This is a genomic window from Pseudomonas sp. PGPR40 (assembly GCF_022014505.1).
Lineage (GTDB): Bacteria > Pseudomonadota > Gammaproteobacteria > Pseudomonadales > Pseudomonadaceae > Aquipseudomonas.
Genome location: NZ_JAKLSP010000029.1, coordinates 73,150 through 98,642, shown reverse-complemented (window position 1 = coordinate 98,642; position 25,493 = coordinate 73,150). Strand labels below are relative to the sequence as shown.

The window sequence follows — 25,493 nt, the reverse complement described above, 5'->3', positions numbered from 1 at the left end:
CGTCAGTTCCGAGCCTTGCTGCGCAAGGCTCGGAAACTGGGGATGGACTTGGTGAAGGCAGCGTGATTTTTCTTTTTAAATCAATTGGTTATTTTTTGTTTGATGAGAGCGAGGCTTGCCCGCGAAGGCGCCAGATCAATCAGCGATGCCCAATGAGCAGTTCTTCTTCAGGTCCAGGCTATCAATCACATGCACGCTATACCCCGGCACATTCTTCGCGTGATGCTTGGCCTGTGAGGCCATCTCGGCCAACTGGCTCGCATCGAGTAGTCCACAGGCCTGTGGATGCAAATGCACCACGCCGATGGACAGGGACAGCAACGGAAACTCCTGCCGCACCCCTTGGCGGTTGGGGGCGATGAAGCAGCCGGCTTCCAGGTGTTCGCTTCGATAAAAGCGTCGGCATTGGCTATGGAAGTCGTCCAGCAGTTGATTCAGGCGTTTGCGCCAGTCTTCCGGGCCGAGGACCAGCAGAAAATCGTCGCCGCCGATATGTCCGACGAAGTCGCGGGACGGGTCGACGCGGTCGTTCAGGCATTGCGCCAGGCACAGCAGGACTTCATCCCCGCGACCGTAGCCGTAGATGTCGTTGAAGGGTTTGAAACTGTCGATGTCCACGTAGCAGATCACCGATTCCCGTTCCTGTTGCAGCAGGCGTGTCAGGCATTGCTGGATCGGCACGTTGCCCGGTAGCAGGGTCAATGGGTTGGCGTAGCGGGCTTGCTGGATTTTCAGTTCGGTAATCAGCTTGAGCACGTCGATCACTCGGCCCAGACCCAGATAGCCGCCGTTGAGGGTGATGATGAAGTCTTCTTCGATGCGCTGGCGGGCGCGGCTGGTGATCAAGCGGCTGACTTGTTGCAGCGATTGGCTCAGATCCACGGCAAGGAAGTCGTCGCTCATCAAGCGGCTGATGGGTTTGCGGGCGAACAAGTCGGTGGCAAAGGGCTTGAGCAGGGCGTCCGAGAGCGAATGACGGTGAACGATGCCGCAGGGCTGGCCCTGTTCGTCGAGCACCGCCAGGGAATTCAGGTTGGCCTGGCGGCGGAAGGCTTCCAGCACGGTGGCAGTCGGGGTGTTGCTGGTCACCGCCGGTTGGTCGTTGAGCAGGGCGCTGAGGTCACTGGCTTCCTCGTTCAGTATCGCGGCGACGCTGTTTGGTTTGGGCATCAAGGTTCGGGCATCGCGAGGCGGATGCTCCTGCGGACGGCAGAGCAGATAGCCTTGCAGCAGATCGACACCCATCTCCGTCAACACCGCCAGTTCTTCCGGCAATTCGATGCCTTCGGCGATCACTTTTGCCCGCGAAGCCTTGGCAATCTGCAGAATCGAGCCGACGAACTCACGCTTGAGCGCATCCTGGTGAATACCGTCGATAAAGTGCCGATCGATCTTGACGTAATCCGGGCGCAATTCAGACCAGAGCCGCAAGCTTGAATAACCCGCACCCAGATCATCCAGTGCAATGGAAAACCCCATCGCCCGATAGTGATGCAGGGCGGTTTGCAGTAACTGGAAATCGTCGGTCGGGGTCTGTTCGGTGAGTTCGATCACCACTTGGCTCGGTGGTATGCCGAAATCCTGCAGCAGTTGCAAAGTGCGTCCGGGTTGGTGGGCGGCTTCGAGCAGGGATTCCGGGGAGACATTGAGGAAGAGTTTGCCAGGCAGTTGCTGTTCATTGAAGCGGCGGCAAGCACTTTGGCGGCAAGCGATTTCCAGTTCGCTGAGGCGACCGGCCTGACGGGCTACCGCGAACAGGGCGACGGGGGAGTGCAGCGGACTGTTGGAGGGGCCACGGCTGAGGGCTTCGTAACCGATGATACGTCGTTCAGAGAGGGAAATGATCGGCTGGAACAGGCTGTGCAAACCGCTTTGAGTCAGTATTGAGCTCAAGGCACTCAGCTGTTCGGTTGTGGTCATGGCGATCTCTGGCGACAAAAAAAGGACCGAGTGCACTGTGCACTCAGTCCTTCATTTCACGACAGAATGATGACTGTTTGATGACGCTCCGGGGAGCGTCAGTATTAAATTGCCATCATCCACAACTTAGTGCTTGGCCACCGCCGTGTTGAGTTTCAAGTAATCCAGCAGAATCCGCCCGGTTTCGCTCAGATAGGCATCGTCTTCTGGCTTGGTCTTGTCCGGCTCGCCCGCGAGGGCATCTTCGTCTTCTTTCTTCAGCTCTTTGAGCGGTTCTTCGCCCTTGGCCTTGCGACGGATGTTTTCCATGGTCAGTTGCTTGGCTTCGATATCGGCATGTTGTGCGCGACGCTCGGCTTCATTGAGGCTGACGGTTTTTTCGCTCATCAACTTCTGCGCCAGGGCCAGTTTGTCGCGGATGAACACAAACTCCGCATCCTTGGTCGTGCGCACGTCATGCTCGGACTTGAGCTGTGTGATGTACGGTTTGAACGGGTCAAGTGCAGGCTTGATGGCTGCACGAATGGTATCCCATGGCATGGCTTCCGGCAGGGCGCTTTCGCCGATTTCCTTGGTGTCGATGATCGACGGGTAATCGATGTCTGGCAGCACGCCCTGATGCTGGGTGCTCTGACCGGAAACCCGGTAGAACTTGGCCAGGGTCAGTTTCAGTTCGCCATGGTTCAGCGGTTGAATGGTCTGCACGGTGCCTTTGCCGAAGGTCTGGCCGCCGATGATCAGCGCGCGATGATAGTCCTGCATGGCACCGGCGAAAATCTCCGAAGCCGAGGCGGACAAACGGTTCACCAGCACCGCCATCGGGCCTTTGTAGAACGCCCCCGGGTTTTCATCTTCCAGTACATCGACCCGGCCATCGGCATTGCGCACCAGTACGGTCGGACCTTTGTCGATGAACAGACTGGTCAGCTCGGTGGCTTCCTGCAAGGAACCGCCGCCGTTGTTGCGAAGGTCGATGACCACGCCGTCAACCTTGTCTTTCTGCAGCTCGGTCAGCAGCTTCTTGACGTCGCGGGTGGTGCTCTTGTAGTCCGGATCGCCGGCACGGAAGGCCTTGAAGTCCAGATAAAAGGCAGGGATCTCGATGACGCCGAGCTTGTAGTCCTTGCCATCCTGCTTGAGGTTGAGGACCGACTTCTTCACCGCCTGGTCTTCGAGCTTCACCGCTTCGCGGGTGATCGGCACGATCTTGGTGGTCTGGTCGTTCGGCGCATTGCTGGCCGGGATCACTTCCAGGCGCACCACGGTACCTTTCGGCCCACGAATCAGTTTGACCACTTCGTCCAGGCGCCAGCCGACCACGTCGACCATCTCTTTGTTGCCTTGGGCCACGCCGATGATCTTGTCGGCCGGTGCAACCTGCTTGGTCTTGTCCGCCGGGCCGGCAGGCACCAGGCGCACGACTTTCACTTGATCGTTATCGCTCTGCAACACGGCGCCGATGCCCTCGAGGGACAGGCTCATGTTGATGTCGAAGTTCTCCGCGTTATCCGGCGACAGATAGTTGGTGTGCGGGTCATAGGACATGGCGAAGGTGTTGATGTACGCCTGGAAGATGTCTTCCGCACGGGTCTGGTCCAGACGCGTCAGCTGATTCTTGTAACGCTTGGTCAGGGTTTCCTGAATCTGCTTCGACTCTTTGCCGGAGATCTTCATCCGCAGCACTTCATCCTTGACGCGTTTGCGCCACAGGTCGTCCAGTTCTGCGGTGGTCTTGAGCCAAGGAGCATCCTTGCGATCGACCAGCAAGGTTTCCCTGGCGGTGAAGTCGATCTTGTCGACGCCCTTGTTCAGCTCGGCAAGGGCAAAGTCCAGACGCGCCTTGACGCGATCCAGGTAGCGCTTGTAGATGGTGAACCCGGCATTCAGGTCGCCGCTTTTGAGGAAGTCGTCAAACTGGGTTTTCCATTTGTCGAATTCGGCAATATCGCTGGCCATGAAGTAGCTTCGCGATGGATCCAACAGCTTGATATAGCTGTCGTAGATGATCACGGAGCGCGCATCGTCGAGCGGTGGTTTGCTGTAATGGTGACGCTTGAGCAATTCGACGACGTTCAGACTGGCGATTACTTCGTCACGATCGGGCTGAAGCTTGTCCCAGCTATTGGCTGCGAACGAACTGCTCGACATCGGCAAAAGACCGAGACCAATGACAAGAGCTAGGGCGGTGCTGGGGAGCAGATGCTTCATGCTGATTCGACGCGGGGACAATTGATAACGCATATTAGGCCGTCTTTGAAGTCGCCGGATCCACAAGGACCGGTCGCATAATGCAAAAAGCCCGGCGCTACAGCTTCGGGCTCAGTCCAGACTCACTATGGAGGCACTGTGAAAGCATTGCAAGGCGTTGAGGGGCGAGTGGAGTGGGTTGAAGAGCCGAGTCCTGCGTGCGATGTAGGGCAAGTTCGCATCCGGGTGGCGGCAGCAGGACTCAATCGCGCCGATTTGTTACAGAAGGCGGGACTATATCCGCCACCGCCGGGGGCCAGTCAAGTACTGGGTCTTGAGTGTTCGGGGGTAATCAGCGAGGTCGGTCCGGGCTCTTCCTGGCAGGTCGGCGATCGGGTTTGCGCCTTGCTGGCCGGGGGTGGGATGGCTGAAGAGGTAGTTGTCGACGGACGGCATGTGCTGCCGGTTCCCGAAGGTTTGTCCCTGGCTGAGGCCGCAGCGTTGCCGGAAGTGTATGCAACCGTTTGGCTGAATTTGTTTCAACTGGCTGCGCTCAAACCGGGTGAGAAAGTTCTCCTGCACGCCGGGGCCAGTGGAATCGGTTCAGCCGCCATTCAGCTGTGCAAGGCGTTTGGTAATCCGTGCTGGGTCAGCGTCGGTTCCGCCGAACGTCTGGCCTACTGTGAAGCGTTGGGCGCGCAGGGTGGAGTGGTGCGCAACCGCGATCTGGACAGCTTGAATGATCTTGCGCCGTTCGACGTGATCCTCGACCCGGTGGGTGGCAATTACGCGGCGTTGAATCTCAAGCTGCTGGCTCGCGATGGTCGTTGGGTGCTGATCGGTTTGATGGGCGGTCGGGAGGCTCAGCTGGATCTGGCTCAGGTGCTGGCCAAGCGTTTGCAATTGCTGGGTTCGACCCTGCGCAATCGCGACGAGCAGTTCAAGGCTGACTTGTTCAGCGATCTCGGCCAGCACGTCTGGCCGTTATTTGCCGAAGGGCGGTTGAGCCCGCAACTGGCCAGGACATTTGCGATAAAGGATGCCGAAGCGGCGTTTGCGGAACTGGCGACGAATAAGGTTTCCGGCAAACTGGTATTGGTGATCGACGAAAGCCTGGTTTAGGGATGATCGTTCCCACGCGCAGCAAAGGAATGCCTCAATGGACGCTCTGCGTCCGCTTCTGGGACGCGGAGCGTCCCGGGCTGCATTCCCACGCGGAGCGTGGGAACGATCAGTGTGGGCGGGGTTATTTCCAGATATGGATCGGCCAGCCAGCCTTTTCGGCGTGTTCGAGCAGCACCGGATCGGGATTCACCACGTGTGGGAAATCCACCTTCAGCAGCAGCGGCAAGTCATTGCGTGAGTCGGAATAAAAACTCGCGCCTTCCAGGTTTTCTTCTTCGGCATCCAGCCATTCCAGCAAGCGGGTAATCTTGCCTTCGCGGTAGGTCAGGGTGCCAACGGTGTGGCCGCTATAAACTCCGTGGGCCACTTCCAGTTCGATCGCGAGGATTTCGTCGATGCCGATGCGATCGGCAATCGGTCCGACCAGGTGCGTGCCCGAGGCCGAGATCACCAGAATCCGGTCGCCGGCCTTGCGGTGGGCGGCAATGGCTTTGGTGGCGTCGCTGAAGATGATTGGCTCGATGAAGTCTTCCACCCACGGGCCGACCAGATGCTCGACCTCTTCGGGCGTGCGTCCGATCATCGGCTCCAGGCTGAAGGTCATGTAGTCCTCCATGGCCAAGTGGCCCCTGCCGTACGCATCCATCAATTCCCTGTCGCGACGCAGGAAGGATTCACCGTCGACCCAGCCGAGGCGGGCCATCTGTTCGCTCCATAGCGAGGCACAGTCGCCGTGGATCAGGGTTTCGTCCAGATCAAAAATTGCCAGGGCCATCAGTGCAGTTCTCTCTTCAACATCAGCAAAGTCATCAGGCTACCTCACACAGGGCCGTCGGATCGATGGAAAGCGCCAGGCGCTGACCATCGGGATGCAGGTCGGCCGCCGAGCGGTTCAGCACATCCACCACCAATTCCACGCCCCGTGCTTCGACCCGGTAGCGAATCACGTTGCCCAACAGGCTGTGGCTGCGAATCTGCGCGTCGAGTTCGCCGTTCAGGCTCAGTTCGATGGCTTCCGGGCGAATCGCGAGGCGATGGGTGATCGGTCGTTGCAACAGTTTGCTGGCACTGTCGGCGTCCAGCAGGTTGTAGTTGCCAATGAAGCCTGCGGCAAACACATCGACTGGCGCGGTGTAGAGGGTTTCGGCGTCCCCGCTTTGTACGATTTTTCCCTGATTCATCAGGAAGATTCGGTCAGACATGGTCAGGGCTTCTTCCTGATCGTGTGTGACGAAGATCGTGGTCAGGCCCAGTTCGCGCTGGATCTGACGGATCTGTTCGCGCAGGTGCTTGCGAATTCGCGCATCCAATGCCGAAAGCGGCTCATCCAGCAACAACAACCGAGGCCGCGTCACCAATGAGCGAGCCAGCGCCACACGCTGGCATTGGCCGCCGGACAATTGATGCGGGTAACGGGCGGCGAAGTCGTTGAGCTCCACCAGTGCCAGCACTTCGGCAACGCGCTTGTGGCTGTCGTCGGCGTTGACCTTTTGCATACGCAAGCCGAAGGCGACGTTCTGCTCCACGGTCATGTTGGGGAACAGCGCATAACTCTGGAACACCATGCCGATCCCGCGTTTCTGTGGACTCAACGGGACGAGGTCCTGACCTTCCAGCAGAATCTTGCCGCCGTCCACCGAGGTCAGGCCGGCGATACAACGCAGCAGGGTGGACTTGCCGCAACCGGACGGGCCGAGAAGCGTGACAAATTCACCTTTCTGGATTTCGCAGTTGATGTCGCTGAATACCGTGGTTCCAGAATAATTTTTCTGCAGGTGTTGGACGCTGACATAGCTCATTCGCTTTTGTCCTTGTTCAAGATATTGGCAGCCCAGGTCAGAACCAGCACAAAGAAGAAGTAGGAGATCACCAGCGCGCTGGTGAAGTGGCCGCTGCTGTTACGCATGTTGTTGAGGTAGACCTGCAGGGTTTCGTAGCGGGTGCCGACGAGAATGTTGGCGAACACGAACTCACCGAACAGGAACGAGAATGACAGCAGCAACGCCACCATCAGACCCTTGCGCAGGTTCGGCAGCACCACCAGGAACGCCGCTTGCCAGGTGCTGGCACCGAGCAGTTGCGCGGCGTCCATCAGGTCGCGCAGGTTGATCGCTTGCAGGTTATTGGTGATCGCCCGGTACATGAACGGCAGCGCCACGGTGAAGTAGCAGCCGATCAAAATCCACGGCGTACCGACCATCGCGAACGGCCCCGAACCGTAGAGCTGCAACAGCCCCACCGATGACACCACCGGCGGCACCGCGAAGGGCAGCAGGATCAGGATGTTCATCAGTGCGTCGAGTTTCGGGAAGTGGTAATGCACCACGAACAGCAGCGGCAGAATCAGCACCACCGACAGAATCAGCGAGCCGACGCAAACCAGCAACGACTGGCCGAACGCGTCGAGAAAGCGCGGATCGCTCCACAGCTGGAGGTACCACTTGAAGGTAAAGCCGCTGGGCATGATAGTCGCGGACCAACTGCTGGAAATCGAGTAGATCAGCGTTCCGAGCAGCGGTAACAGCAGAATCGCAAACAGCAAATACACCACCACCCGGTGATAGACACCGACGGGGCCCAGTTCAGCGCGAGACATGGTAGCTCCTCTTCAACAGCAGCTGATGCACGATGGTCACCAGGGTCATCAACGCCACCAGCACCACGGCCAGGGCGCTGGCGAGGTTCGGGTCGAGGGAAATGTCGCCGGAGACCATCGCCGCAATGCGGATCGGTAGCACGTTGAAGTTGCCGGTGGTCAAGGCGTAGACCGTGGCATACGCGCCGAGGGCGTTAGCCAGCAGAATCACGAAAGTCCCCAACAGCGCAGGGGTCAGCACCGGCAAACCGATGTGCCGCCAGAACTGCCAACCATTGGCACCGAGCAATTCGGCGGATTCACGCCAGTCTTCGCGCAAGGCGTCGAAAGCCGGATAGAGCAGCAGCACGCCCAGGGGAATCTGGAAGTAGGTGTAGAGAATGATCAGACCGGTTTTCGAGTACAGGTTGAAGTCCTGAATGATCCCGGCCTGTTTCAGCATGATGGTGAAGGTGCCGTTGAACCCCAGCAAGATGATGAACGCGAAGGCCAGGGGCACACCGGCGAAGTTGCTGGTCATGTTGGCGAAGGCGTTGACGAAGTTGCGCAGTTTCGAGTCGACCCGGCGCAAGGAGTAAGCGCCGAGTACGGCGATGATGATGCCGAACACGCTGGACCAGAAACTGATCTCGAGGCTGTGCCGGATCGCCTGCAGATAGAATTTCGAATTGAAAATTTTGCTGAAGTTGGCCAGGCCCCAGCCGAACTCTTCCGATTCCAGACTATTGATCATCACCCAGAGCAGCGGGGCGATCTGGAACACGAAGAAGAAAATCGCGAAGGGCACCAGGCACAGAGCGGCCAGCCATTTACCGCGGGTCATGGCGTTCACTTGAGCAGCTCCCGGCACACAGGTTTGTCGTGGGGCACGCCCAGCAATTCGCAGACGGTGCCGCAGATTTCGATCTGTTTCGGTGCGGCGTTTTGGTTGAAGCTGAAGGCATCGCCGAGGACGAACAGCGGCACTTCGCGTTCTTCGGGCAGCAGGCCGTTGTGCGAGCGGTCGTTGTTCATGCCGTGGTCAGCCGTCACCAGCACCTGGTAACCGGCGTCGAGCCAGCCTTGCAGATAGTCAGCCAGGATGATGTCGGCTGAGCGAGCGCTGTTGCGGTACTGCGAGGTGTCGAGGCCGTGCTTGTGCCCGGCGTCGTCGATGTTCATGGGGTGGACCAATAAAAAGTTCGGCGCGTGGCGCAGGCGCAAGTTTTCCGCATCGGCGAACAGGTGCGAATCCGGGTAATGGTCGCTCCAGTAGAAGTGACCGTGCTGGATCGGCAATTCGGGGTCGTCGGTGTGACGGTCCCGGGCAGCTACGAACGGCGAACGGTTATACAACTCGCTGACCCAGTGATAGGCCGCGGCGGCGGTTTTCAGGCCGGCGTCGGTGGCGTAATGGTAGATGCTGCGCTGGTTGGACAGGCGTGAGACGTTGTTGTGAACGATGCCGCTGACGATTGGCGTAACGCCGGTCAGGATGCATTCATAAAGTGGTCGGGACAGGGCCGGCAATTCGCACTCCAGTTTGTAGAGCGCCGCGCGTCCTGCGCCAACGTAAGCCTGCAGATGCCCCATGGCGTGGCGCGCGACTTCGTAATTGAGGCCGTCGAGCACGACAAGGATGACGTTGTGCTTCATAGGGCTGGAACTCCGCAAAAACAGATGATTCAAGTACGCAACCAATCCCTTGTGGGAGCGGGCTTGCTCGCGAAGGCGGACTGTCAGCCAACATCAATGTTGAATGTCAGTCCCTCTTCGCGAGCAAGCCCGCTCCCACATTGGATCTCCACTAGCCCACCCAATGGCGGGCTACAGCCTTACGGCATGTTGATGATGACTTCTTCCTGCCACTTCTGCGGCAGCGACTTGGAGGTCTTTTCCCACGCGTCGGCGTCTTTGATCGGCGTGACCTTTTTGTACTGCTCGTTAGGCAGTAGCTTGGCCTTCACGTCTTCCGGCAGTTTGATGTGTTCGGCGCGGATCGGGCGGGCGTTGCCTTTCGCCAGGTTGATTTGGCCGGCATCGCTGAAGATGTATTCGCGAGTCAGCTTGGCGGCGTTCGGGTTCTTGGCGTATTTGTTGATGATGGTGGTGTAACCGGAAATCACCGAGCCGTCGGACGGAATCAGCACGATGTAGTCATCCGGATTCGCCATCTTGGCCTTGTAGCTCAGACCGTTGAAGTCCCAGACCACGCCGACTTCGATTTCACCCTTTTCCATGGTGGCAATCGTCGGGTTGGCCATGGACAGGCGACCTTGCTTGGCGATGTCGGCGAACATCAGCAGGGCTGGCTGAATGTTTTTCTCGTCACCACCGTTGGCGAGGGCGGCGGCCAGTACACCGTTGGCCGCCTGGGCTGCGGTGCTGACGTCACCGATGGAGACTTTGTACTTGCCAGTCTTGAGGTCGGCCCATTTAGTCGGTGCTTCAGAACCGTGCAGCAGTTTTTTGTTGATGATAAACGCGATGGTGCCGGTGTAGGCCAGCGCCCAGTTACCGTCCTTATCCTTGGCCCAATCCGGAATCTGTTCCCAGGTAGTTGGCTTATAAGGTTGCACCACGCCTTGCTTGACCGCGATCGGGCCGAAAGCGGCGCCGACGTCGCCGATATCGGCGCTGGCGTTATCTTTTTCGGCGGCGAACTTGGCGATTTCCTGGGCCGAGCTCATGTCGGTGTCGATGTGTTTCAGGCCGTATTTCTTGGCCAGGTCTTCCCAGGTGCCTTTCCAGTTGGCCCAGTCATCGGGCATGCCGACGCTGTTGACGGCGCCTTCCGCTTTCGCAGCGGCTTCCAGGGTTTTCAGATCATCCGCCGCCATGGCGGAGGTGCACAGGGCAATGGTCGAGCCTAACAGTGATGCCAGGAAAAACTGTTTCATCCGAAGCTCCTTTGGGCGTTTTCAACGCTGCGATTGCGGTTGTGTTGGTCTAGGTCAGCAATACCTGAGCCAATTTAGGCGGATTGGATGACATTTTAATGTCGACGACCGGTCGGCCTGAATTTTCTGCGCTCGGATACGCGGGGTGCGAGATAAGCGTAGACCATGGCTAAAAGGCTGATATGAAAGGGACTTGGCCATAAAATTGCAGGTATCTGGCGCGACCGTTCGGCGGCTTTGTCATCTGTCAGTCATATGCAGTGCCTAGGCTTGCTGGCAGTTGAAGGAGCCGATTTGAATCGCGGTTTTTGCCCTGAACCAGTGCTGGTCTAGTCCAGATAGGTAACGTTGATGCGCATCGAGACCACCAAAGCGGTGACAGCCATCGGGCAGGTTCTGCAGGAACAGCTCGACCACGGCTTGTTGGCGCCCGGGAGCAAGTTGCCGGCAGAGCGCAAGCTCAGTGAGTTGTTCGGTACCACGCGGATCACCGTGCGCGAGGCTTTATTGCAGTTGGAAGCCCAAGGCCAGATTTATCGTGAGGAGCGACGCGGCTGGTTCGTGTCGCCACCGCGGCTGGCTTATAACCTGATGCAGCGCAGCCACTTTCACGCGATGGTCAGTGCCCAGGGACGGGTGCCGTCCACCGAGGTGATTTCGGCACGGTTGCAGCCAGCGTCGGCGGCGGTGTGTGCCTGGTTGCAGTTGCCGGCGCTGTCGAGCGTGATCCAGATCTGCCGCTCGCGACGGATTGACGGGCGATTGGTGCTGTATGTGGAGCACTACCTCAATCCACAGTTTTTTCCGGGGATTCTGGACTTCGATTTGAATCAGTCGATGACCGAATTGTATGCACGGCATTACGACTTGCATTACGGGCGGGTGCGCTTCGAGATTGTGCCGACGGCATTGTCGGTGGACGCGGCGGCGGCTTTACGAGTATCGGTGGGCAGCCCGGGGTTGCGGATTGCGCGGGTCAATTACGATCAGCACGAACGACTGATCGATTGTGACCTGGAGTTTTGGCGCCATGATGCGATTCATGTCGGGGTGGATGTGGTGTAGACGCAGCGTTCGGCAGCTCCTGCATCAGCATCAGGGCGCGAGGTTTTATTCGTTGAGTTTGGCGAGGATCTTGTAGATCACGGTGGCGAGGATCATCAGCATGCCGACCCACATCGCGAACACGCCAGCGTTCTTGTCGCGAAAGTTGAAGCCGACTGCGAGCATGATCATCCCGGAAAGAATCGGGATCAGCATGGCGTGGAATGATGACATCGAGATCATGGTGACAGCCTTGTCGGAGAGGGGTACTGCAAGTCTAGGCGGCTTTCGGGCGAGCGGAGGTTTGTGGGTAAGACGTGAGTCAGAAGCAGCGCAATCCGTGTGGGAGCGGGCTTGCTCGCGAAGGCGGTGTGTCAGATAACATTAATATCGACTGACACACCGCCTTCGCGAGCAAGCCCGCTCCCACAGGTTGCGATTCGCTCGAACTACGGCAATTCGCGGCAGGTGTAGAACGCGCTCAGCACTTTGACCAGATGTGCCAGGTCATGGCTGCCGCACAGTTCGCGGATCGAGTGCATGGCGAACGTCGGCAAACCGATGTCCACGGTGCGCACGCCCAGGTGGCTGGCGGTGATCGGGCCGATGGTCGAGCCGCAGCCCATGTCGCTGCGTACCACGAAGCTCTGCACCGGTACTTCTTCGGCCATGCACAAATGGCGGAAGAAGCCGGCGGTTTCGCTGTTGGTGGCGTAGCGCTGGTTGCTGTTGACCTTGATCACCGGGCCGGCGTTGAGTTTCGGGCCGTGGTTGGCGTCATGCTTGTCCGCATAGTTCGGGTGCACGCCGTGGGCGTTGTCGGCCGAGACCAGCAGGGATTTCTGAATGGTCCGTACGAATTCATCCCCTTCGGGCAACAGACGGCGCAAGGTTTGCTCAAGCATCGGACCGTCGGCGCCACAGGCCGAGCAGGAACCGACTTCTTCGTGATCGTTGCAGACCAGCACGCAGGTTTCGTCGGTTTCGGCCGTCAGCAATGCTTGCAGGCCGGCGTAGCAGGACAACAGGTTGTCCAGGCGCGCGCCAGCGATGAAATCGCCATGCAGGCCGATGACCGCAGCGCTTTGGGTGTCGTAGAAGCTCAACTCGTAATCGAGTACCACGTCGGCGTTCAGGCCATGTTCGCGCGCCAGTTGATCGGTGAGCACGGCACGAAAGTCCACACGTTCGTCACCGGCGAATTGCGCGAGGATCGGCGGCAGTTCGGTCTGGGCGTTGATCGCCCAGCCCATGTTGGCTTCACGGTTGAGGTGAATGGCCAGGTTCGGAATGGTCGCGATCGGTGCCTTGAAGTCGATCAACTGGCTCTCGACCTTGCCATCACGGCGGAAAGTCACGCGGCCGGCCAGAGACAGATCACGGTCGAACCACGGCGCCAGCAGTGCACCGCCATAGACTTCGACGCCCAGTTGCCAGAAGCCCTGACGTTGCAGTTCCGGTTGCGGCTTGACCCGCAGGCACGGGCTATCGGTGTGCGCGCCGACCAGGCGAATGCCGCCGTGCAGGGGTGAATGACGGCCCATTTTGAACGCGACGATCGAAGAGTCGTTACGGGTGACGTAATAACGACCGTTGGCATCAATGTTCCAGGGCTCGCGCTCATCGAGACGTTGATAGCCGGCAGCTTCAAGACGCTGGACAAGGCTGGCGGTGGCATGGAACGGGGTAGGGGAGGCCTTGAGGAAATCGATCAGGCCTTGGTTCAACTCTTCGCGCATAAGAAGCTCCAGACAGCAGTGGCGCCAGTTTAACGTATTGGTCAGAGAATTGGCGGTGGACTGCTGGTGTGGAAGATTCCTTGTAGGAGCGGGCTTGCCCGCGAAGACGGCGGCACAATCAACATTGATGTCGCCTGAGCGGCCGCTTTCGCTGTAGGAGCGGGCTTGCCCGCGAAGACGGCGGTACAGTCAACATTGATGTCGCTTGAGCGGCCGCTTTCGCTGTAGGAGCGGGCTTGCCCGCGAAGACGGCGGTACAGTCAACATGGATGTCGCTTGAGATGCCGCTTTCGCGAGCAAGCTCGCTCCTACAGGGAGCGTATTGCTGTTCTAGAAAGGTGCAGGGCACTCGAAACGCAGGCGTTCGCCCGTCTGGGGATGGGTGAAGCTGAGCATGCTCGCGTGCAGGCACAGACGTGGCCAGGCAGCCAGTGCTTGCTCGTGGGCATAGAGCCCATCACCCAGCAGCGGATGACCAATCGACAGCATATGCACGCGCAACTGGTGGGAACGGCCAGTGATCGGCGTCAACTCGACGCGGCACCAGTCGCCACAACGCTCCAGCACACGCCAGAAGGTCAAGGCATGCTTGCCAAACTCGTGGTCCACCACATGGCGTGGCTTGGTCGGCGGGTCGTAGCGCAGAGGCAGGTCGATGCTGCCGCTGTCCAGTTCCGGTTGTCCCCAGCACAGGGCGGTGTAGGCTTTTTCGGTTTCGCGGTCGTGAAATTGCCGAGACAGTTCGCGATGGGTATCCGGGTCACGGGCCAGCAGAATGATGCCGGACGTTTCCCAGTCCAGCCGATGGACAATTCGCGCTTCCGGGTAGCCGTTTTCTTGCAGGCGGGTAATCAGGCAGTCCTTGTTGTCATCGGCCCGGCCAGGGACGGAGAGCAACAAGGTCGGTTTGTCCACCACCAGTACGGCGGCGTCCTGATGGATGATGCGGATGTTGGACAACGGCATTAAAACAGCCTCGTAACAAACGCCAACGGCGGCTCAGGCCCCGCATCCTGTAGGAGCGAAGCTTGCTCGCGAATGCATCACCTCGGTCTATCAAATACACCGAGTTGCCTGTGTTCGCGAGCAAGCTTCGCTCCTACGGAGTGCGTAAGAGCCTGAGCCGCCGTGGCTCCTGCCGGATCGACTCAGCGATCTGGCAGGGTGATATTGAGTTCCAGGATCGAGCAACTGCCCTGGTTTTCCAGAGCGACGTGCACGTCATCGGACCCGATATTGACGTACTTGCGGATGACTTCCACCAGTTCCTTCTGCAAGGCTGGCAGGTAATCCGGTGTACTGCGCTGGCCGCGTTCATGCGCCACGATGATCTGTAGACGCTCTTTCGCTACCGACGCGGTGTTTTGCTTTTTGTTGGCACGAAAGAAGTCAAAAAGGTTCATTACCTACCTCCAAAAAGGCGCTCGAAGAATCCCTTCTTCTCGACATCGAGGAAACGATGGTCCACGGTTTTGCCCAGCAGGCGGTCAACGGTATCGCTGTAAGCCTGACCAGCATCGCTCTGGTCGTCGAGAATCACCGGAATGCCCTGGTTGGATGCCTTGAGCACCGCCTGGGATTCAGGGATCACGCCGAGCAATGTCACCGAGAGAATATCCTTCACATCTTCGACACCGAGCATTTCGCCCTTGCTCACACGTTCTGGATGATAACGGGTGATCAGCAGGTGTTCCTTGATCTGCTCTTCGCCTCTTTCGGCGCGACGGGACTTGCTGGCCAACAGGCCCAACATGCGGTCCGAGTCACGTACGGAGGAGACTTCCGGGTTGGTCACCACAATCGCTTCGTCAGCGAAGTACATGGCCAGGTGGGCGCCTTTCTCGATGCCCGCCGGGGAGTCGCAGACCACGAATTCGAAGTCTTCCTTGAGCTGCATCAGGACTTTTTCCACGCCTTCGACGGTCAGCGCGTCTTTGTCGCGGGTCTGACTGGCGGCCAGGACGTAGAGGTTTTCCAGACGCTTGTCTTTGATCAGGGCCTGTTGCAGGTTGGCTTCGCCGTTTACCACGTTGACGAAGTCATACACCACGCGGCGCTCGCAACCCATGATCAGGTCGAGGTTACGCAAACCGACGTCGAAGTCGACGATAACTGTTTTGTGACCACGCAGAGCGAGGCCGGTACCGATAGCGGCGCTGGTGGTGGTCTTACCCACACCACCCTTGCCGGATGTAACCACGAGAATCTTGGCCAAGGTGTTTTACCCCTAAGGAAAAAGGACGTTTAGCCCCTGAAAAACATCTCTTGAAAAACTACTGCAGTCGGACAGCCTTGGCTGGAATCCGGTTCTGAGCGGTGTTTACCCCCGGTAAACACTGCTTTTAGCCTTTTTCCTACTTCGTTTGAGCCGTTTTCGCTACGTTTTAGAGATGCTTGGAAAATGCGGCAGTATCCGTTAAAGCCGAATGATGTTCAACACGTCGCCCGACAGGCTGACTTGTACGCCCGAGCCCCACAATGGATCGCGACGCAGATCCTCGGAAACCTTGTAGTGGCCAGCGATAGAGACCAGTTCAGCGGTCATTTGCTGACAGAAAATCCTGGCTTTCGTGTCACCTTTGACGCCGGCCAAGACACGACCGCGCATCGCGCCGTATACATGGATGTTCCCATCGGCGAGAAGTTCCGCCCCCGGGCTGACCGATGAAATCACCACCAAATCGCAACCCTGGGCATAAATCTGCTGGCCACCGCGTACCGGCGAAGTGATGATTTTGGTCGGTTTGATGGTCGGCTCCGGTGGTTTTTCCGGTTTTTTCGTAACAGTGCCTTCGTGCGCGTCGAGCGGTCGCTCACGGGCGCCGGACGGCGGCAGCACCGGCAGATCGACCGCGATGGCGGCGGCGATGTCTTCAATGCGGCTGGCACGGATCGCCAAGGTGCGCAGGCCATGCTGGCGGCAGATGCGCATCAGCCCCGGCAGATCGACCGAGCCTTCGCTGGCCGGAAGTTTGTCCAGGGCCAGTACCAGCGGCGCGTTGCTGAAGAAATTGGGCGCCTGGGCGACCTTGGCGGCCAATTGCCGATCAAGGTTCTCAAGGTCGTTACGGGCCAGTTCCAGCACCGTAATGGCGAGCATGCTGCCCTTCAACTGGAACACGGGATCTTGGTCTAGCGGTTCGGTTTGGCTCATGGTCGGCATACAACGGCTTGTCACTAAAAGTGCCGAGACTTATAACGAGAACGCCCGCAGGCCGCAAGCCGGGTCGAACGATGTAGAATGCGCGGCCACTGTCTTGACGGAACCTTTAATGGATCGCCCGCGTTTTCGAACAGCATTTCTTTCTCCACGTTTCTGGCCGCTGTGGTGTGGCTTGGGGCTGTTGTGGCTGATTGTGCAGCTGCCGTATCCGGCGTTGCTGTCGATCGGTCGCGCCCTGGGCGCATTGATGTATCGAGTGGCCGGCGACCGACGGCGCATCGCCAAGCGCAATCTTGAGCTGTGTTTCCCTGAAAAGTCCGCTGCCGAGCGCAAGCGTCTGCTCAAGGAAAACTTCGCTTCCACCGGCATCGCCTTCCTGGAGATGGCCATGAGCTGGTGGTGGTCACGCAAGCGTCTGGCGAAACTGGCCCATGTCGAAGGCCTGGAGCATTTGAAACAGGCCCAGCGCGACGGCAAGGGCGTGATTCTGATGGCCGTGCATTTCACCACGCTGGAGATCGGTGCGGCACTGCTCGGTCAGCAACACACCATCGATGGCATGTACCGCGAGCACAAGAATCCGCTGTTCGACTACATCCAGCGCCGTGGCCGCGAGCGGCATAACCTCGACTCGCTGGCGGTGGAGCGTGACGACGTGCGCGGCATGCTCAAACTGCTGCGGGCAGGCCGAGCGATCTGGTACGCGCCGGATCAGGACTATGGCGCCAAGCAAAGTATCTTCGTGCCGCTGTTCGGGATTCAGGCGGCGACCGTCACCGCCACCAGCAAATTCGCCCGGCTGGGCAAGGCGCTGGTGGTGCCGTTCACCCAGGAACGACTGGCGGATGGCAGTGGTTATCGGCTGGTGATTCATGCGCCGCTCGAGGGTTTTCCCGGTGAGACCGAAGAGGCTGACTGCATTCGCATCAACCAGTGGGTCGAAAGTGCTTTGCGCGAATGTCCGGAGCAATACCTCTGGGCCCATCGTCGCTTCAAGACCCGTCCACCGGGCGAGGCGAAGCTGTACGCCAAACGCGGTTGAGTCACCGATCCCTTTAAGCACCATGGAGTGTTGCGATGAGTTCTGCTGAACCGGTTACAGGGTTGATACTTTCCGGCGGCGGGGCTCGGGCGGCTTATCAGGTAGGTGTGCTGGCGGCGATTGCCGAGCTGCTGCCGGTGGGGGCGGCTAATCCGTTCCCAGTGATCGTCGGCACTTCGGCCGGCGCGATCAACGCGGTCAGCCTGGCCAGTGGGGCGATGGACTTTCGCGGCGCGGTTCAGCGTCTGACCGCCTTCTGGCATGGTTTGCGCAGCCATTTGGTATTGCGCAGCGACTGGCCAGGGGTGATCCATCAAGCCGCTCGTTTTGTCAGTCACAATCTGATGGGCATTGGCGCTCCGGTGCCAGTGGCCCTGCTCAACAGCTCGCCGCTGCGCGGTTTGCTCAACGACAAACTGCATATGCCCGGGATTGCCGAGGCCATCGCGCAAAAGCAATTGCAGGCGGTGGCGATCACGGCGTTTGGCTATGAGTCCGGTCAGGCCGTCACGTTTTATCAGGGCGGCGGCACCATCGAGTCCTGGCTGCGGCATCGGCGAATCGGCGTGCCGACCCAATTGAGCGTCGAACACTTGCTGGCCAGTTCGGCAATTCCGTTGTTGTTTGCGCCGGTGAAAATCGGCGAAGAATATTTCGGTGACGGCGCGGTACGTCAATCGGCACCGATCAGCCCGGCCTTGCACCTGGGTGCCAGCCGCGTGCTGGTGGTGGGCGTCAGCGGCAACCCGCGCGGGGTGGATCCGCAACAGCCGCTGCAGCGTGTCTACACCGGGCAACAGCCGACCCTGGCGCAAATCGGCGGGCATATGCTCAACAGTACGTTCATTGATAGCCTGGAAAGTGACATTGAGTTGCTGCAGCGTCTGAATCAGTTCAGCCATCTGCTGCCCGACGGCCTGCCAAGTCGTGCATTGGGGGCGGCGCCCGTGGAGGTGTTGGTGATTTCGCCGAGTCAGCCAATCGATGAAATTGCGGCACGGCATCGCCAGGAATTACCGGCGGCCTTGCGCTTGTTTTTGCGCGGGCCGGGGGCGACCAAAACCAGCGGGGCGGGGGTGCTGAGTTACCTGCTGTTCGAGGCGGGGTATTGCAGCGAATTGATCGATCTGGGGCGGCGCGATGCACTGGCCAAGCGCGATGAGTTGTGCCGGTTTCTGGGGTTGGTGGAGCCTGCGGTTCCGGCTTGAGATTGGCGGGGCGGCTATTCGCGGGCAAGCCCCAATGCCCGTCAGTTAAGCCGCGAAACCCTGTAGGAGCGAGCTTGCTCGCGAAAGCGGTGTGTCAGGCGACATCAATGTTGACTGTACTGCCATCTTCGCGAGCAAGCTCGCTCCTACAGGAATTTCGCTTAACTGACGGGCATTGGGGCAAGCCCCGCGAAGCTTTTTACGATCAGAAGTGGAACTTCACCAGGAAGCTCGTGTTGCTTTGATCGGTCTTGAAGTACTGGCTGTCCTTGATCCCGTACTTGTCTGACCAGTAGTCGTACTCGACACCGACGTACAACTGCTTCTCGCCAATGCTCAGCGCTTTGCCCAAGTCGTATTTGATCTGCGGGTTGAAGTGCAGGTTGGCGTGGTAGGTGCCTTTGCTGTTCTGGTCGTTGTCGACCACCCAGTCCATGAAGCCATCGATCAGGATGTTCGAATCACCCACGGGAATGGTGTAGGACCAGACCGGTGTGATCTGCCAGACGTTGTCGCCCGGGCGACTGCCTTCGGTGTGGCGCTGGTAGAAGTTCAACTGGAAATAGTCGAACCCTGGAATCGCCAGGTCGAAACCCGGACCGATCAGGTAGGACTCGGTATCGCCCTCACCAAACTCGTACGTCATGGCCAGCAGCACGTCTTTGATCGGGCCGAATTCGATCTTCTGGTCGAGGACTTTGCCCAGCGAAATACGCGGCTGGAACTCCCCGTAATAAGTGTTCGGGCCGGCGTTGAAGTCTTTTTCGCCGTTGTAGAAGATCTTGTCGACGAAGAAGAAGTTATCCCCGTATTTCCAGGCATCGGCGTGCTCGAAGGTGACGGTTTGCTGAATGCGCGGGTTGACCTGGAAATCCTTGCCATAGAGGTAGGTCAGGCTGTTGTTCTGCCATTGCAGCAAGTCGCCGGCCATTGCCTGGCCCCCGGCCAGCAAGGATCCCGCGAGCATCAGGCTGGTGCACGTACGTTTCATTCGGTTGCTCCCAAAAAGTAGGTGGTTCGACGTTATTTTTCTAAGGTCGGCGCTCTGGTGTGGCGCCTTTTCTTGCGGCTGTAAAAAATCATCCATTCGGTCAGCTTTGATGCTGTTAGCAAGAGCTGAGCCAAGGCTTTCAAAAAGCCAAAAAACGCCCGTTCGGCTGTTCGAAAACAGTCGATTGAGCGTGGTTTTGGGGGTGCCTTGGTACTGTCCAGAGCCGGGGTAAGTTGGCTTTCCGGTCAGAAATTACATCCGCGCTTTTTTTTAGAGCGGATTCGGGCGGGCGCGGAGAATACTGATTCCCGCGCCATGGCTCAAGTGCCCCGCAACAGAGCGGCGGTGACAGGTTTGGGGCATGGTTGTCGGCGGTCAGCCGGGCGTTGAACGACAGGCTTGTCGGGATACGAATCATCTGTTGCTCCCTCTTGTTTTTATTGTTTGAGGCGCAGGCAGCCGCTGACCGCGACCGTGGGTGCAACCGGTCTGCCTGTCATGCGTGTATGTATGTGGATGATGCGGTGAAAGGGCGGCCATTGCGCCGCCTGACATTTTTATTCTTGTGATTTTTGTATCAGGTGGACCGCGGCGGGCCATTCGCGGGCAAGCCTCGCTCCTACAGGAGCGAGGCTTGCCCGCGAAGCTTTTTGCTACTTATTGGGTTTGGGCTCCCTGAACAATCCACGCGCCGATCAGGTCACGTTCCTGCTGGGTCATCTGGGTGATGTTGCCCAGTGGCATGATCTGGCTGGCGACGGCTTGGGCCTGGATGCGCGGGGCCTGGAGCTTGATCTGTTCGGGCGTATCAAACATCACGCCAGCCGGCGCCGCGCTGAACAGCGGGCTGGTCGGTTTGGCCGAATGGCAGACCGTACAACGCTCCTGGATCACGCTGTGCACCTTGTCAAAGTCCGGGCCGGCATTCGACGCTTGAGCAGGTGCAGTTTCAGGGGCCGCCGCCGGTGCAGTTTCAGCCGGTTTCTTGCCACCTCCAAGGGCGGTTTCCGGCAGTGGCTGGTACTCGATGGTCCCAGGCGCCTTGGCCACTTCAGGTGCGCTGGACATCGGCGCCGGCCCGGTCACGTAGGCCAGGCAGATCATGCCGACCGCCGCGGCGGGCAGGGTCCAGGCAAACTTGTGGCTGTCGTGACGGGTGTTGAAGTAGTGACGCACCAACACCGCCAGCACCGCGATCCCGGCCAGGATCAGCCAGTTGTACTGGCTGCCGTAGGTGCTCGGGAAGTGGTTGCTGATCATGATGAACAGCACCGGCAAGGTGAAGTAGTTGTTGTGCCGCGAACGCAGCAAGCCTTTGGCCGGCAGCGCCGGATCGGGCGTGCGGTTCTCGGCAATCGCCGCCACCAATGCGCGCTGCGCTGGCATGATGATGCGGAACACGTTGCCGACCATGATGGTGCCGATGATCGCGCCGACGTGCAGGTATGCGCCACGACCGCTGAACACTTTGCTGAAGCCGTAAGCGGCGCCGATGATCAGCACGAACAGGATGGCGCCGAGCAGAGCAGGGCGTTTGCCCAGGGCCGAGTCGCAGAGGAAGGAGTAGATGAACCAGCCGACGAACAGCGAACCGATGCCCAGCAGAACACCTTCAGGGCCGGTCAGGCTGCTGCCCGGCGCGAGCAGGTACAGCGTCGGGTTGGAGTAGAACACCACGCACAGCAGCGCGACCCCCGACAGCCAGGTGAAGTAGGCTTCCCATTTGAACCAGTGCAGGTTGTCCGGCATGGTCGGTGGAGCCAGTTTGTATTTTTCCAGGTGATAGATACCGCCGCCATGGATCGCCCACAAATCGCCCGCCAGGCCATTTTTCGGATTGACCCGGTTGAGGTTGTTTTCCAGCCAGACGAAATAGAACGACGCACCGATCCAGGCCACGCCAGTGATCATGTGAACCCAGCGCACGCTCAGGTTCAGCCATTCCAACAGATGTGCTTCCACAGTCTTTACCTCTCGCCTGTCACTCTGTCGTCGAGTGATCAGACCTTCTCTTATTGGTGGGGGGCGAGGATCAAACGCTCATCCTCTTTGAAAAAATGCTCATCGCAGTTATTGCCTGTGCCACTGCGATCAACCACCAGGAAGTCATCCCGCTTTTCGATCGTCAGCACCGGGTGGTGCCAAACGCCGCGATGGTAATTAATGCCCTGCCTGCCGTTGGTGACGAAGGCGCGGACCAAGCCTGATACAGGTTCATCGCCAAGTGGCGCGACCACGATCAGAAAGGGGTTGCCGAGCAGCGGAATGAAAGCCTGGCTGCCCAGCGGGTGACGCTCCAGCATGCAGACGGTCAGCGGCATGTCCTGCGCGTCGGCGCGGAAGATGCTGATGATCGCCTTGTCCTCTGGCGTGGCGGTTTCGACCACAGCCAGTTTGTGAAAGCGCATGGTCGAACCGTTGTTGATCATGAAGTGATCGCTGCCGTCGGTTTCGATCACGTCACCGAAAGGGGCGAAGGCTTCTTTGGTCAGCGGTTCAATCGTCAATGTGCGCATGCTGGTCTTCTTAATCTTTTGAATTTGATCGTTCCCACGCTCTGCGTGGGAACGCCGCCATGGACGCTCCGCGTCCACTGTGACGCGGAGCGTCACGGTATGCATTCCCACGCAGAGCGTGGGAACGATCATCGCAATCTTATTTCGCGACCTTGCCCAATACCCGCAGGCGGCTCACGCCCCCATCCGGGAACACGTTCAGGCGGATGTGGGTGATCGGGCCCAGTGCCTTGATCTGCTCGGCGAAGGTGTGTTCGGCGTGCATTTCCAGCTTCTGGCTGGGCAACAGTTCACGCCAGAACAGCGATTGGGTTTCGATCTGGCTGTCGGTGCCGCCTTTCACGAATGCACCCTGGATCGAGCAAGTGTCCGGGTAGTTGCCTTTGAAGTGCAGGGTGTCGACGATGACTTTCTCGATCTCGCCCGCATGGCCCAGCGCGACGATCACCCAGTCATTGCCCGGCGTACGACGACGCGCGGTTTCCCAGCCGTCGCCCATGTTGATGCCACGGCCCGGATTGAGGATGTTGCTCATGCGGCCGAAGTGTTCGTCGGAGCAGGCCAGCGCACGGCCACCGTTCAGAGCTGCGGCCAGGTCGACCTGCTCGTTGTCGCCCACAGCGGACCAGTCGCGGAACGGAATGCCGTAAACACGCAGACGGGCCACGCCGCCATCCGGGTAGATGTTGAAGCGCAGATGGCTGAAGGCCTGGTCGTTGTTGATTTCGTGGTAGTGGTGGCTGTTGCCTTGCAGCTCGACGGCCGACAGCACTTCAGTCCACTGGGTGTTTTCGTTCGGCTCGCCCGAGGTCAGGAAGCAGGCTTCCAGGGAGGCCGACGGCGGGAAGTTGCCGGTGAAGAATGAAGTGTCGATGTCCACGCCTTTGATCGAGCCCGGTACGCCCAGGCGGATCACCGCGCTGTCGTAGCCTTCGAAGCGTTTGCGGCGCGACTCCCAGCCGTCCATCCACTTGCCGTTGTCATCGAACACGCCCTCCTTCCACACGGCCGGGGTCGGTTGGAACAGACGGTTGGCGTCTGCGAACCAGTCATCGGTGACCGAGATGATTTTGGTGCCCAGTCGGGCGTCGGCCAGGTTGACGAACTTCTCGAAAGGTACGGCGTAAGCTTTCATTCTTCTTGTCTGCCTTTAATAAGTTGGCTTGGGATGCTTGCAGGGCCCTGGGCGATTTTTATGTTCATTTACGCTCGGGCCAGGCTTGCTAAAGAGTCAGTAATCGGAACAACGCGATCTTGTTGATCTGCGCCAGCGCGCATTTGAATTCGGTGTCGACCGAGTTGTGAATGCGCGTTTCGAACGCTGCGAGGATCTGATGCCGGTTGCTGCCTTTTACCGCCATGATGAAGGGAAACTTGAACTTGGCTTTGTAGGCATCGTTCAGCTCGGTGAAGCGCTGGAACTCATCGCTCGAGCATTGGTGAATACCGGCGCCGGCTTGTTCATGGGTGCTGGCTTCGGTGAGTTGGCCCTGGACGGCAGCTTTGCCGGCCAGGTCCGGGTGAGCGTTGATCAGGGCCAGTTGGCTTGCGTGATCAGCACTCAACAAAATGTCGCTCATGCGCTGGTGCAGGGTTTCGATCTCGTCGATCGAAGCGTCCTGGCCCAGGTCAAAGGCCTTCTCTGCCACCCATGGCGAGTGTTCGTAGATGTCGGCGAAGGCGGCGACAAACGCGTCGCGGCTCAGGGTCGATGGCTTCAGGGTTTGGAAGTGACTCATTTCGCGGCCCCTTGATACGGGTGGATTTGGTGCCAGTGGCGAGCGATGTCGACGCGACGGCTGAACCACACCTGTTCATGACTTTTAGCGTATTCGATAAAGCGTTTGAGCGAGGCCAGACGCGCTGGACGGCCGATCAGGCGGCAGTGCAGGCCGATCGACAACATTTTCGGCGCCTCGGCGCCTTCGGCATACAGCACATCGAACGCGTCTTTCAGGTATTCAAAGAAATCGTCGCCCTTGTTGAAACCCTGGACCTGAGTGAAGCGCATGTCGTTGGTGTCCAGGGTGTACGGAATCACCAGGTGCGGCTTGCCGGTCGGGTTGTTCGGTTCCCAGTAGGGCAGGTCGTCGTCGTAGGTGTCGCAGTCGTAGAGGAAACCGCCTTCTTCCATCACCAGTCGACGGGTGTTCGGGCCGGTGCGGCCGGTGTACCAGCCCAGTGGGCGCTCGCCGGTGATTTCGGTGAGGATGCGGATCGCTTCGAGCATGTGCTCGCGTTCCTGCGCTTCGTCCATGTACTGGTAGTCGATCCAGCGATAGCCGTGGCTGCAGATTTCATGGCCGGCCTCGACCATGGCGCGGATCACGTCCGGGTGGCGCTGGGCGGCCATGGCCACGGCGAAGATGGTCAGCGGGATGTCGAATTCCTTGAACAGTTTCAGAACCCGCCAGACGCCGGCACGGCTGCCATACTCGTAAAGGGATTCCATGCTCATGTTGCGCTCGCCTTGGAGCGGCTGCGCCGAGACCATTTCCGAGAGGAAGGCTTCGGACTCTTTATCGCCGTGCAGGATATTGCGCTCGCCACCTTCCTCGTAGTTGAGCACGAAGGACAGCGCGATACGGGCATTGCCCGGCCAGTGTGGGTGAGGAGGGTTACTGCCGTAACCGATCAGGTCGCGTGGATAGTCAGCGCTCACTGCAGTCTTCCTTCTTGTTCGTGTCGACTTGGTCAAAGTCAGGGTATGTGTGGCGGCCTGGCGATGAGAGGGCAGGCTGGCGTCACAGCGATGGAGTGATTGTATACAACTTTATATTCACTTTGTAAGCCTGATTTTTTGCATTTTTCACTGACTGCCCACTTTGAAGAGTATTGCAAGAAACCTGCCTGACTGGTCAGCTAATGGATAAGAGGTCCTTTGATCTTATGGTTTAGCGTTCGATTCGCTGTCAAACCTTGAATGACGGTGATGGGGGTAAAAATGTCGCTTTTATTGTGTACAATTTTTTGTAAAAGTGTCTTAATCACTCGCTCGCCGCAGCTTTTCGTGTTCCGAAACGGTGCGGTCTCCTTTTCAACTGACTTCGGGAGGCGCGAGGTCTGACTGCTCCACGCAGGCA

Annotated in this window: 24 protein-coding genes; 4 read left to right on the top strand and 20 right to left on the bottom strand. The window is 58.8% G+C overall.

The window, feature by feature from the left end:
- Window positions 1–135: 135 nt before the first annotated feature.
- Window positions 136–1,920 carry a bifunctional diguanylate cyclase/phosphodiesterase gene (locus MEB48_RS22990; protein ID WP_237886161.1) on the bottom strand — a complete coding sequence of 595 codons (1,785 nt, stop codon included), beginning with the start codon at window positions 1,918–1,920 and terminating at the stop codon, window positions 136–138.
- A 126-nt stretch (window positions 1,921–2,046) separates the two neighbouring features.
- A complete protein-coding gene (locus MEB48_RS22985) occupies window positions 2,047–4,128 on the bottom strand; it encodes a carboxy terminal-processing peptidase (protein WP_237886160.1) in 2,082 nt (693 codons plus the stop codon).
- 138 nt (window positions 4,129–4,266) lie between these two features.
- On the opposite strand from MEB48_RS22985, the gene MEB48_RS22980 reads away from it, so the two are divergent.
- The gene (locus tag MEB48_RS22980; protein WP_237886159.1) at window positions 4,267–5,229 is read left to right on the top strand and encodes a zinc-binding dehydrogenase; all 963 of its coding nucleotides are present in this window, start codon (window positions 4,267–4,269) and stop codon (window positions 5,227–5,229) included.
- A gap of 124 nt (window positions 5,230–5,353) precedes the next feature.
- Here MEB48_RS22980 and MEB48_RS22975 read toward each other — a convergent pair whose 3' ends face one another.
- The 6 genes from MEB48_RS22975 to MEB48_RS22950 all read right to left on the bottom strand — a co-directional run bounded on the left by MEB48_RS22975 (window position 5,354) and on the right by MEB48_RS22950 (window position 10,707).
- Window positions 5,354–6,007 carry an HAD family hydrolase gene (locus tag MEB48_RS22975; RefSeq protein ID WP_237886158.1) on the bottom strand — a complete coding sequence of 218 codons (654 nt, stop codon included), beginning with the start codon at window positions 6,005–6,007 and terminating at the stop codon, window positions 5,354–5,356.
- A gap of 34 nt (window positions 6,008–6,041) precedes the next feature.
- Entirely contained in the window at window positions 6,042–7,031 is a 990-nt protein-coding gene (locus MEB48_RS22970; protein ID WP_237886157.1) for an ABC transporter ATP-binding protein, read from the bottom strand.
- Window positions 7,028–7,828, bottom strand: coding sequence for an ABC transporter permease (locus MEB48_RS22965; RefSeq protein WP_237886156.1), 801 nt, complete (start codon window positions 7,826–7,828; stop codon window positions 7,028–7,030). Before MEB48_RS22965 ends, MEB48_RS22970 begins: the two co-directional genes overlap by 4 nt.
- Window positions 7,815–8,651: an ABC transporter permease gene (locus tag MEB48_RS22960; RefSeq protein ID WP_176466872.1), complete on the bottom strand. Its 837-nt coding sequence runs from the start codon at window positions 8,649–8,651 to the stop codon at window positions 7,815–7,817. The genes MEB48_RS22965 and MEB48_RS22960 overlap by 14 nt, the downstream gene beginning before the upstream one ends.
- Before the next feature lie 5 nt (window positions 8,652–8,656).
- On the bottom strand, window positions 8,657–9,463 hold the full coding sequence (locus tag MEB48_RS22955; RefSeq protein ID WP_237886155.1) for an alkaline phosphatase family protein: 807 nt from the start codon (window positions 9,461–9,463) through the stop codon (window positions 8,657–8,659).
- A gap of 179 nt (window positions 9,464–9,642) precedes the next feature.
- Window positions 9,643–10,707, bottom strand: a complete 1,065-nt coding sequence (locus tag MEB48_RS22950) for an ABC transporter substrate-binding protein (RefSeq protein ID WP_237886154.1) — start codon at window positions 10,705–10,707, stop codon at window positions 9,643–9,645.
- A 351-nt stretch (window positions 10,708–11,058) separates the two neighbouring features.
- Here MEB48_RS22950 and MEB48_RS22945 point away from each other — a divergent pair, with 351 nt between their 5' ends.
- The gene (locus MEB48_RS22945) at window positions 11,059–11,772 is read left to right on the top strand and encodes a UTRA domain-containing protein (RefSeq protein WP_007898856.1); all 714 of its coding nucleotides are present in this window, start codon (window positions 11,059–11,061) and stop codon (window positions 11,770–11,772) included.
- A 45-nt stretch (window positions 11,773–11,817) separates the two neighbouring features.
- Here the strand turns inward: MEB48_RS22945 and MEB48_RS22940 are convergent, their stop codons facing one another.
- From MEB48_RS22940 to minC, 6 genes are all read right to left on the bottom strand, one after another.
- Window positions 11,818–11,994 (bottom strand): hypothetical protein, encoded by a 177-nt coding sequence (locus MEB48_RS22940; protein ID WP_237886153.1) that lies wholly within the window; start codon window positions 11,992–11,994, stop codon window positions 11,818–11,820.
- A 206-nt stretch (window positions 11,995–12,200) separates the two neighbouring features.
- The gene (locus MEB48_RS22935) at window positions 12,201–13,490 is read right to left on the bottom strand and encodes a M18 family aminopeptidase (protein ID WP_237886152.1); all 1,290 of its coding nucleotides are present in this window, start codon (window positions 13,488–13,490) and stop codon (window positions 12,201–12,203) included.
- A 330-nt stretch (window positions 13,491–13,820) separates the two neighbouring features.
- Window positions 13,821–14,456 (bottom strand): RluA family pseudouridine synthase, encoded by a 636-nt coding sequence (locus tag MEB48_RS22930; RefSeq protein WP_030131660.1) that lies wholly within the window; start codon window positions 14,454–14,456, stop codon window positions 13,821–13,823.
- 182 nt (window positions 14,457–14,638) lie between these two features.
- On the bottom strand, window positions 14,639–14,893 hold the full coding sequence (minE, locus tag MEB48_RS22925; protein ID WP_223487640.1) for a cell division topological specificity factor MinE: 255 nt from the start codon (window positions 14,891–14,893) through the stop codon (window positions 14,639–14,641).
- Complete coding sequence (gene minD / locus MEB48_RS22920) at window positions 14,893–15,705, bottom strand: septum site-determining protein MinD (RefSeq protein WP_095051873.1); 813 nt, start codon at window positions 15,703–15,705, stop codon at window positions 14,893–14,895. The genes minE and minD overlap by 1 nt, the downstream gene beginning before the upstream one ends.
- 201 nt (window positions 15,706–15,906) lie before the next feature.
- The gene (gene minC / locus MEB48_RS22915; protein WP_237886151.1) at window positions 15,907–16,644 is read right to left on the bottom strand and encodes a septum site-determining protein MinC; all 738 of its coding nucleotides are present in this window, start codon (window positions 16,642–16,644) and stop codon (window positions 15,907–15,909) included.
- A gap of 118 nt (window positions 16,645–16,762) precedes the next feature.
- On the opposite strand from minC, the gene MEB48_RS22910 reads away from it, so the two are divergent.
- A complete protein-coding gene (locus MEB48_RS22910) occupies window positions 16,763–17,695 on the top strand; it encodes a lipid A biosynthesis lauroyl acyltransferase (protein ID WP_237886150.1) in 933 nt (310 codons plus the stop codon).
- Window positions 17,696–17,730: 35 nt separating this feature from the next.
- Complete coding sequence (locus tag MEB48_RS22905) at window positions 17,731–18,903, top strand: patatin-like phospholipase family protein (protein ID WP_237886149.1); 1,173 nt, start codon at window positions 17,731–17,733, stop codon at window positions 18,901–18,903.
- A 205-nt stretch (window positions 18,904–19,108) separates the two neighbouring features.
- Here the strand turns inward: MEB48_RS22905 and MEB48_RS22900 are convergent, their stop codons facing one another.
- From MEB48_RS22900 to puuE, 6 genes are all read right to left on the bottom strand, one after another.
- Window positions 19,109–19,894: an outer membrane protein OmpK gene (locus MEB48_RS22900; RefSeq protein WP_095051876.1), complete on the bottom strand. Its 786-nt coding sequence runs from the start codon at window positions 19,892–19,894 to the stop codon at window positions 19,109–19,111.
- Between the two features lie 657 nt (window positions 19,895–20,551).
- Window positions 20,552–21,856 carry a urate hydroxylase PuuD gene (locus MEB48_RS22895; protein ID WP_237886148.1) on the bottom strand — a complete coding sequence of 435 codons (1,305 nt, stop codon included), beginning with the start codon at window positions 21,854–21,856 and terminating at the stop codon, window positions 20,552–20,554.
- Window positions 21,857–21,906: 50 nt separating this feature from the next.
- Window positions 21,907–22,410, bottom strand: coding sequence for an ureidoglycolate lyase (locus tag MEB48_RS22890; protein ID WP_052963640.1), 504 nt, complete (start codon window positions 22,408–22,410; stop codon window positions 21,907–21,909).
- Window positions 22,411–22,549: 139 nt separating this feature from the next.
- Window positions 22,550–23,545, bottom strand: coding sequence for an allantoicase (alc, locus tag MEB48_RS22885; RefSeq protein ID WP_237886147.1), 996 nt, complete (start codon window positions 23,543–23,545; stop codon window positions 22,550–22,552).
- An 88-nt stretch (window positions 23,546–23,633) separates the two neighbouring features.
- A complete protein-coding gene (uraD, locus tag MEB48_RS22880) occupies window positions 23,634–24,149 on the bottom strand; it encodes a 2-oxo-4-hydroxy-4-carboxy-5-ureidoimidazoline decarboxylase (RefSeq protein ID WP_237886146.1) in 516 nt (171 codons plus the stop codon).
- Window positions 24,146–25,072 carry an allantoinase PuuE gene (gene puuE, locus MEB48_RS22875; RefSeq protein ID WP_237886145.1) on the bottom strand — a complete coding sequence of 309 codons (927 nt, stop codon included), beginning with the start codon at window positions 25,070–25,072 and terminating at the stop codon, window positions 24,146–24,148. The genes uraD and puuE overlap by 4 nt, the downstream gene beginning before the upstream one ends.
- Window positions 25,073–25,493: the final 421 nt, after the last annotated feature.

Coding starts and splice junctions, on each gene's coding strand:
- minC (WP_237886151.1), bottom strand. CDS start 16,644: ATGAGCCAAACCGAACCGCTAGACCAAGATCCCGTGTTCCAGTTGAAG.
- MEB48_RS22890 (WP_052963640.1), bottom strand. CDS start 22,410: ATGCGCACATTGACGATTGAACCGCTGACCAAAGAAGCCTTCGCCCCT.
- MEB48_RS22940 (WP_237886153.1), bottom strand. CDS start 11,994: ATGATCTCGATGTCATCATTCCACGCCATGCTGATCCCGATTCTTTCC.
- MEB48_RS22960 (WP_176466872.1), bottom strand. CDS start 8,651: ATGACCCGCGGTAAATGGCTGGCCGCTCTGTGCCTGGTGCCCTTCGCG.
- MEB48_RS22945 (WP_007898856.1), top strand. CDS start 11,059: ATGCGCATCGAGACCACCAAAGCGGTGACAGCCATCGGGCAGGTTCTG.
- MEB48_RS22990 (WP_237886161.1), bottom strand. CDS start 1,920: ATGACCACAACCGAACAGCTGAGTGCCTTGAGCTCAATACTGACTCAA.
- minE (WP_223487640.1), bottom strand. CDS start 14,893: ATGAACCTTTTTGACTTCTTTCGTGCCAACAAAAAGCAAAACACCGCG.
- MEB48_RS22910 (WP_237886150.1), top strand. CDS start 16,763: ATGGATCGCCCGCGTTTTCGAACAGCATTTCTTTCTCCACGTTTCTGG.
- MEB48_RS22955 (WP_237886155.1), bottom strand. CDS start 9,463: ATGAAGCACAACGTCATCCTTGTCGTGCTCGACGGCCTCAATTACGAA.
- alc (WP_237886147.1), bottom strand. CDS start 23,545: ATGAAAGCTTACGCCGTACCTTTCGAGAAGTTCGTCAACCTGGCCGAC.
- MEB48_RS22930 (WP_030131660.1), bottom strand. CDS start 14,456: ATGCCGTTGTCCAACATCCGCATCATCCATCAGGACGCCGCCGTACTG.
- MEB48_RS22935 (WP_237886152.1), bottom strand. CDS start 13,490: ATGCGCGAAGAGTTGAACCAAGGCCTGATCGATTTCCTCAAGGCCTCC.
- MEB48_RS22900 (WP_095051876.1), bottom strand. CDS start 19,894: ATGAAACGTACGTGCACCAGCCTGATGCTCGCGGGATCCTTGCTGGCC.
- MEB48_RS22970 (WP_237886157.1), bottom strand. CDS start 7,031: ATGAGCTATGTCAGCGTCCAACACCTGCAGAAAAATTATTCTGGAACC.
- MEB48_RS22950 (WP_237886154.1), bottom strand. CDS start 10,707: ATGAAACAGTTTTTCCTGGCATCACTGTTAGGCTCGACCATTGCCCTG.
- MEB48_RS22965 (WP_237886156.1), bottom strand. CDS start 7,828: ATGTCTCGCGCTGAACTGGGCCCCGTCGGTGTCTATCACCGGGTGGTG.
- MEB48_RS22905 (WP_237886149.1), top strand. CDS start 17,731: ATGAGTTCTGCTGAACCGGTTACAGGGTTGATACTTTCCGGCGGCGGG.
- MEB48_RS22975 (WP_237886158.1), bottom strand. CDS start 6,007: ATGGCCCTGGCAATTTTTGATCTGGACGAAACCCTGATCCACGGCGAC.
- uraD (WP_237886146.1), bottom strand. CDS start 24,149: ATGAGTCACTTCCAAACCCTGAAGCCATCGACCCTGAGCCGCGACGCG.
- MEB48_RS22985 (WP_237886160.1), bottom strand. CDS start 4,128: ATGAAGCATCTGCTCCCCAGCACCGCCCTAGCTCTTGTCATTGGTCTC.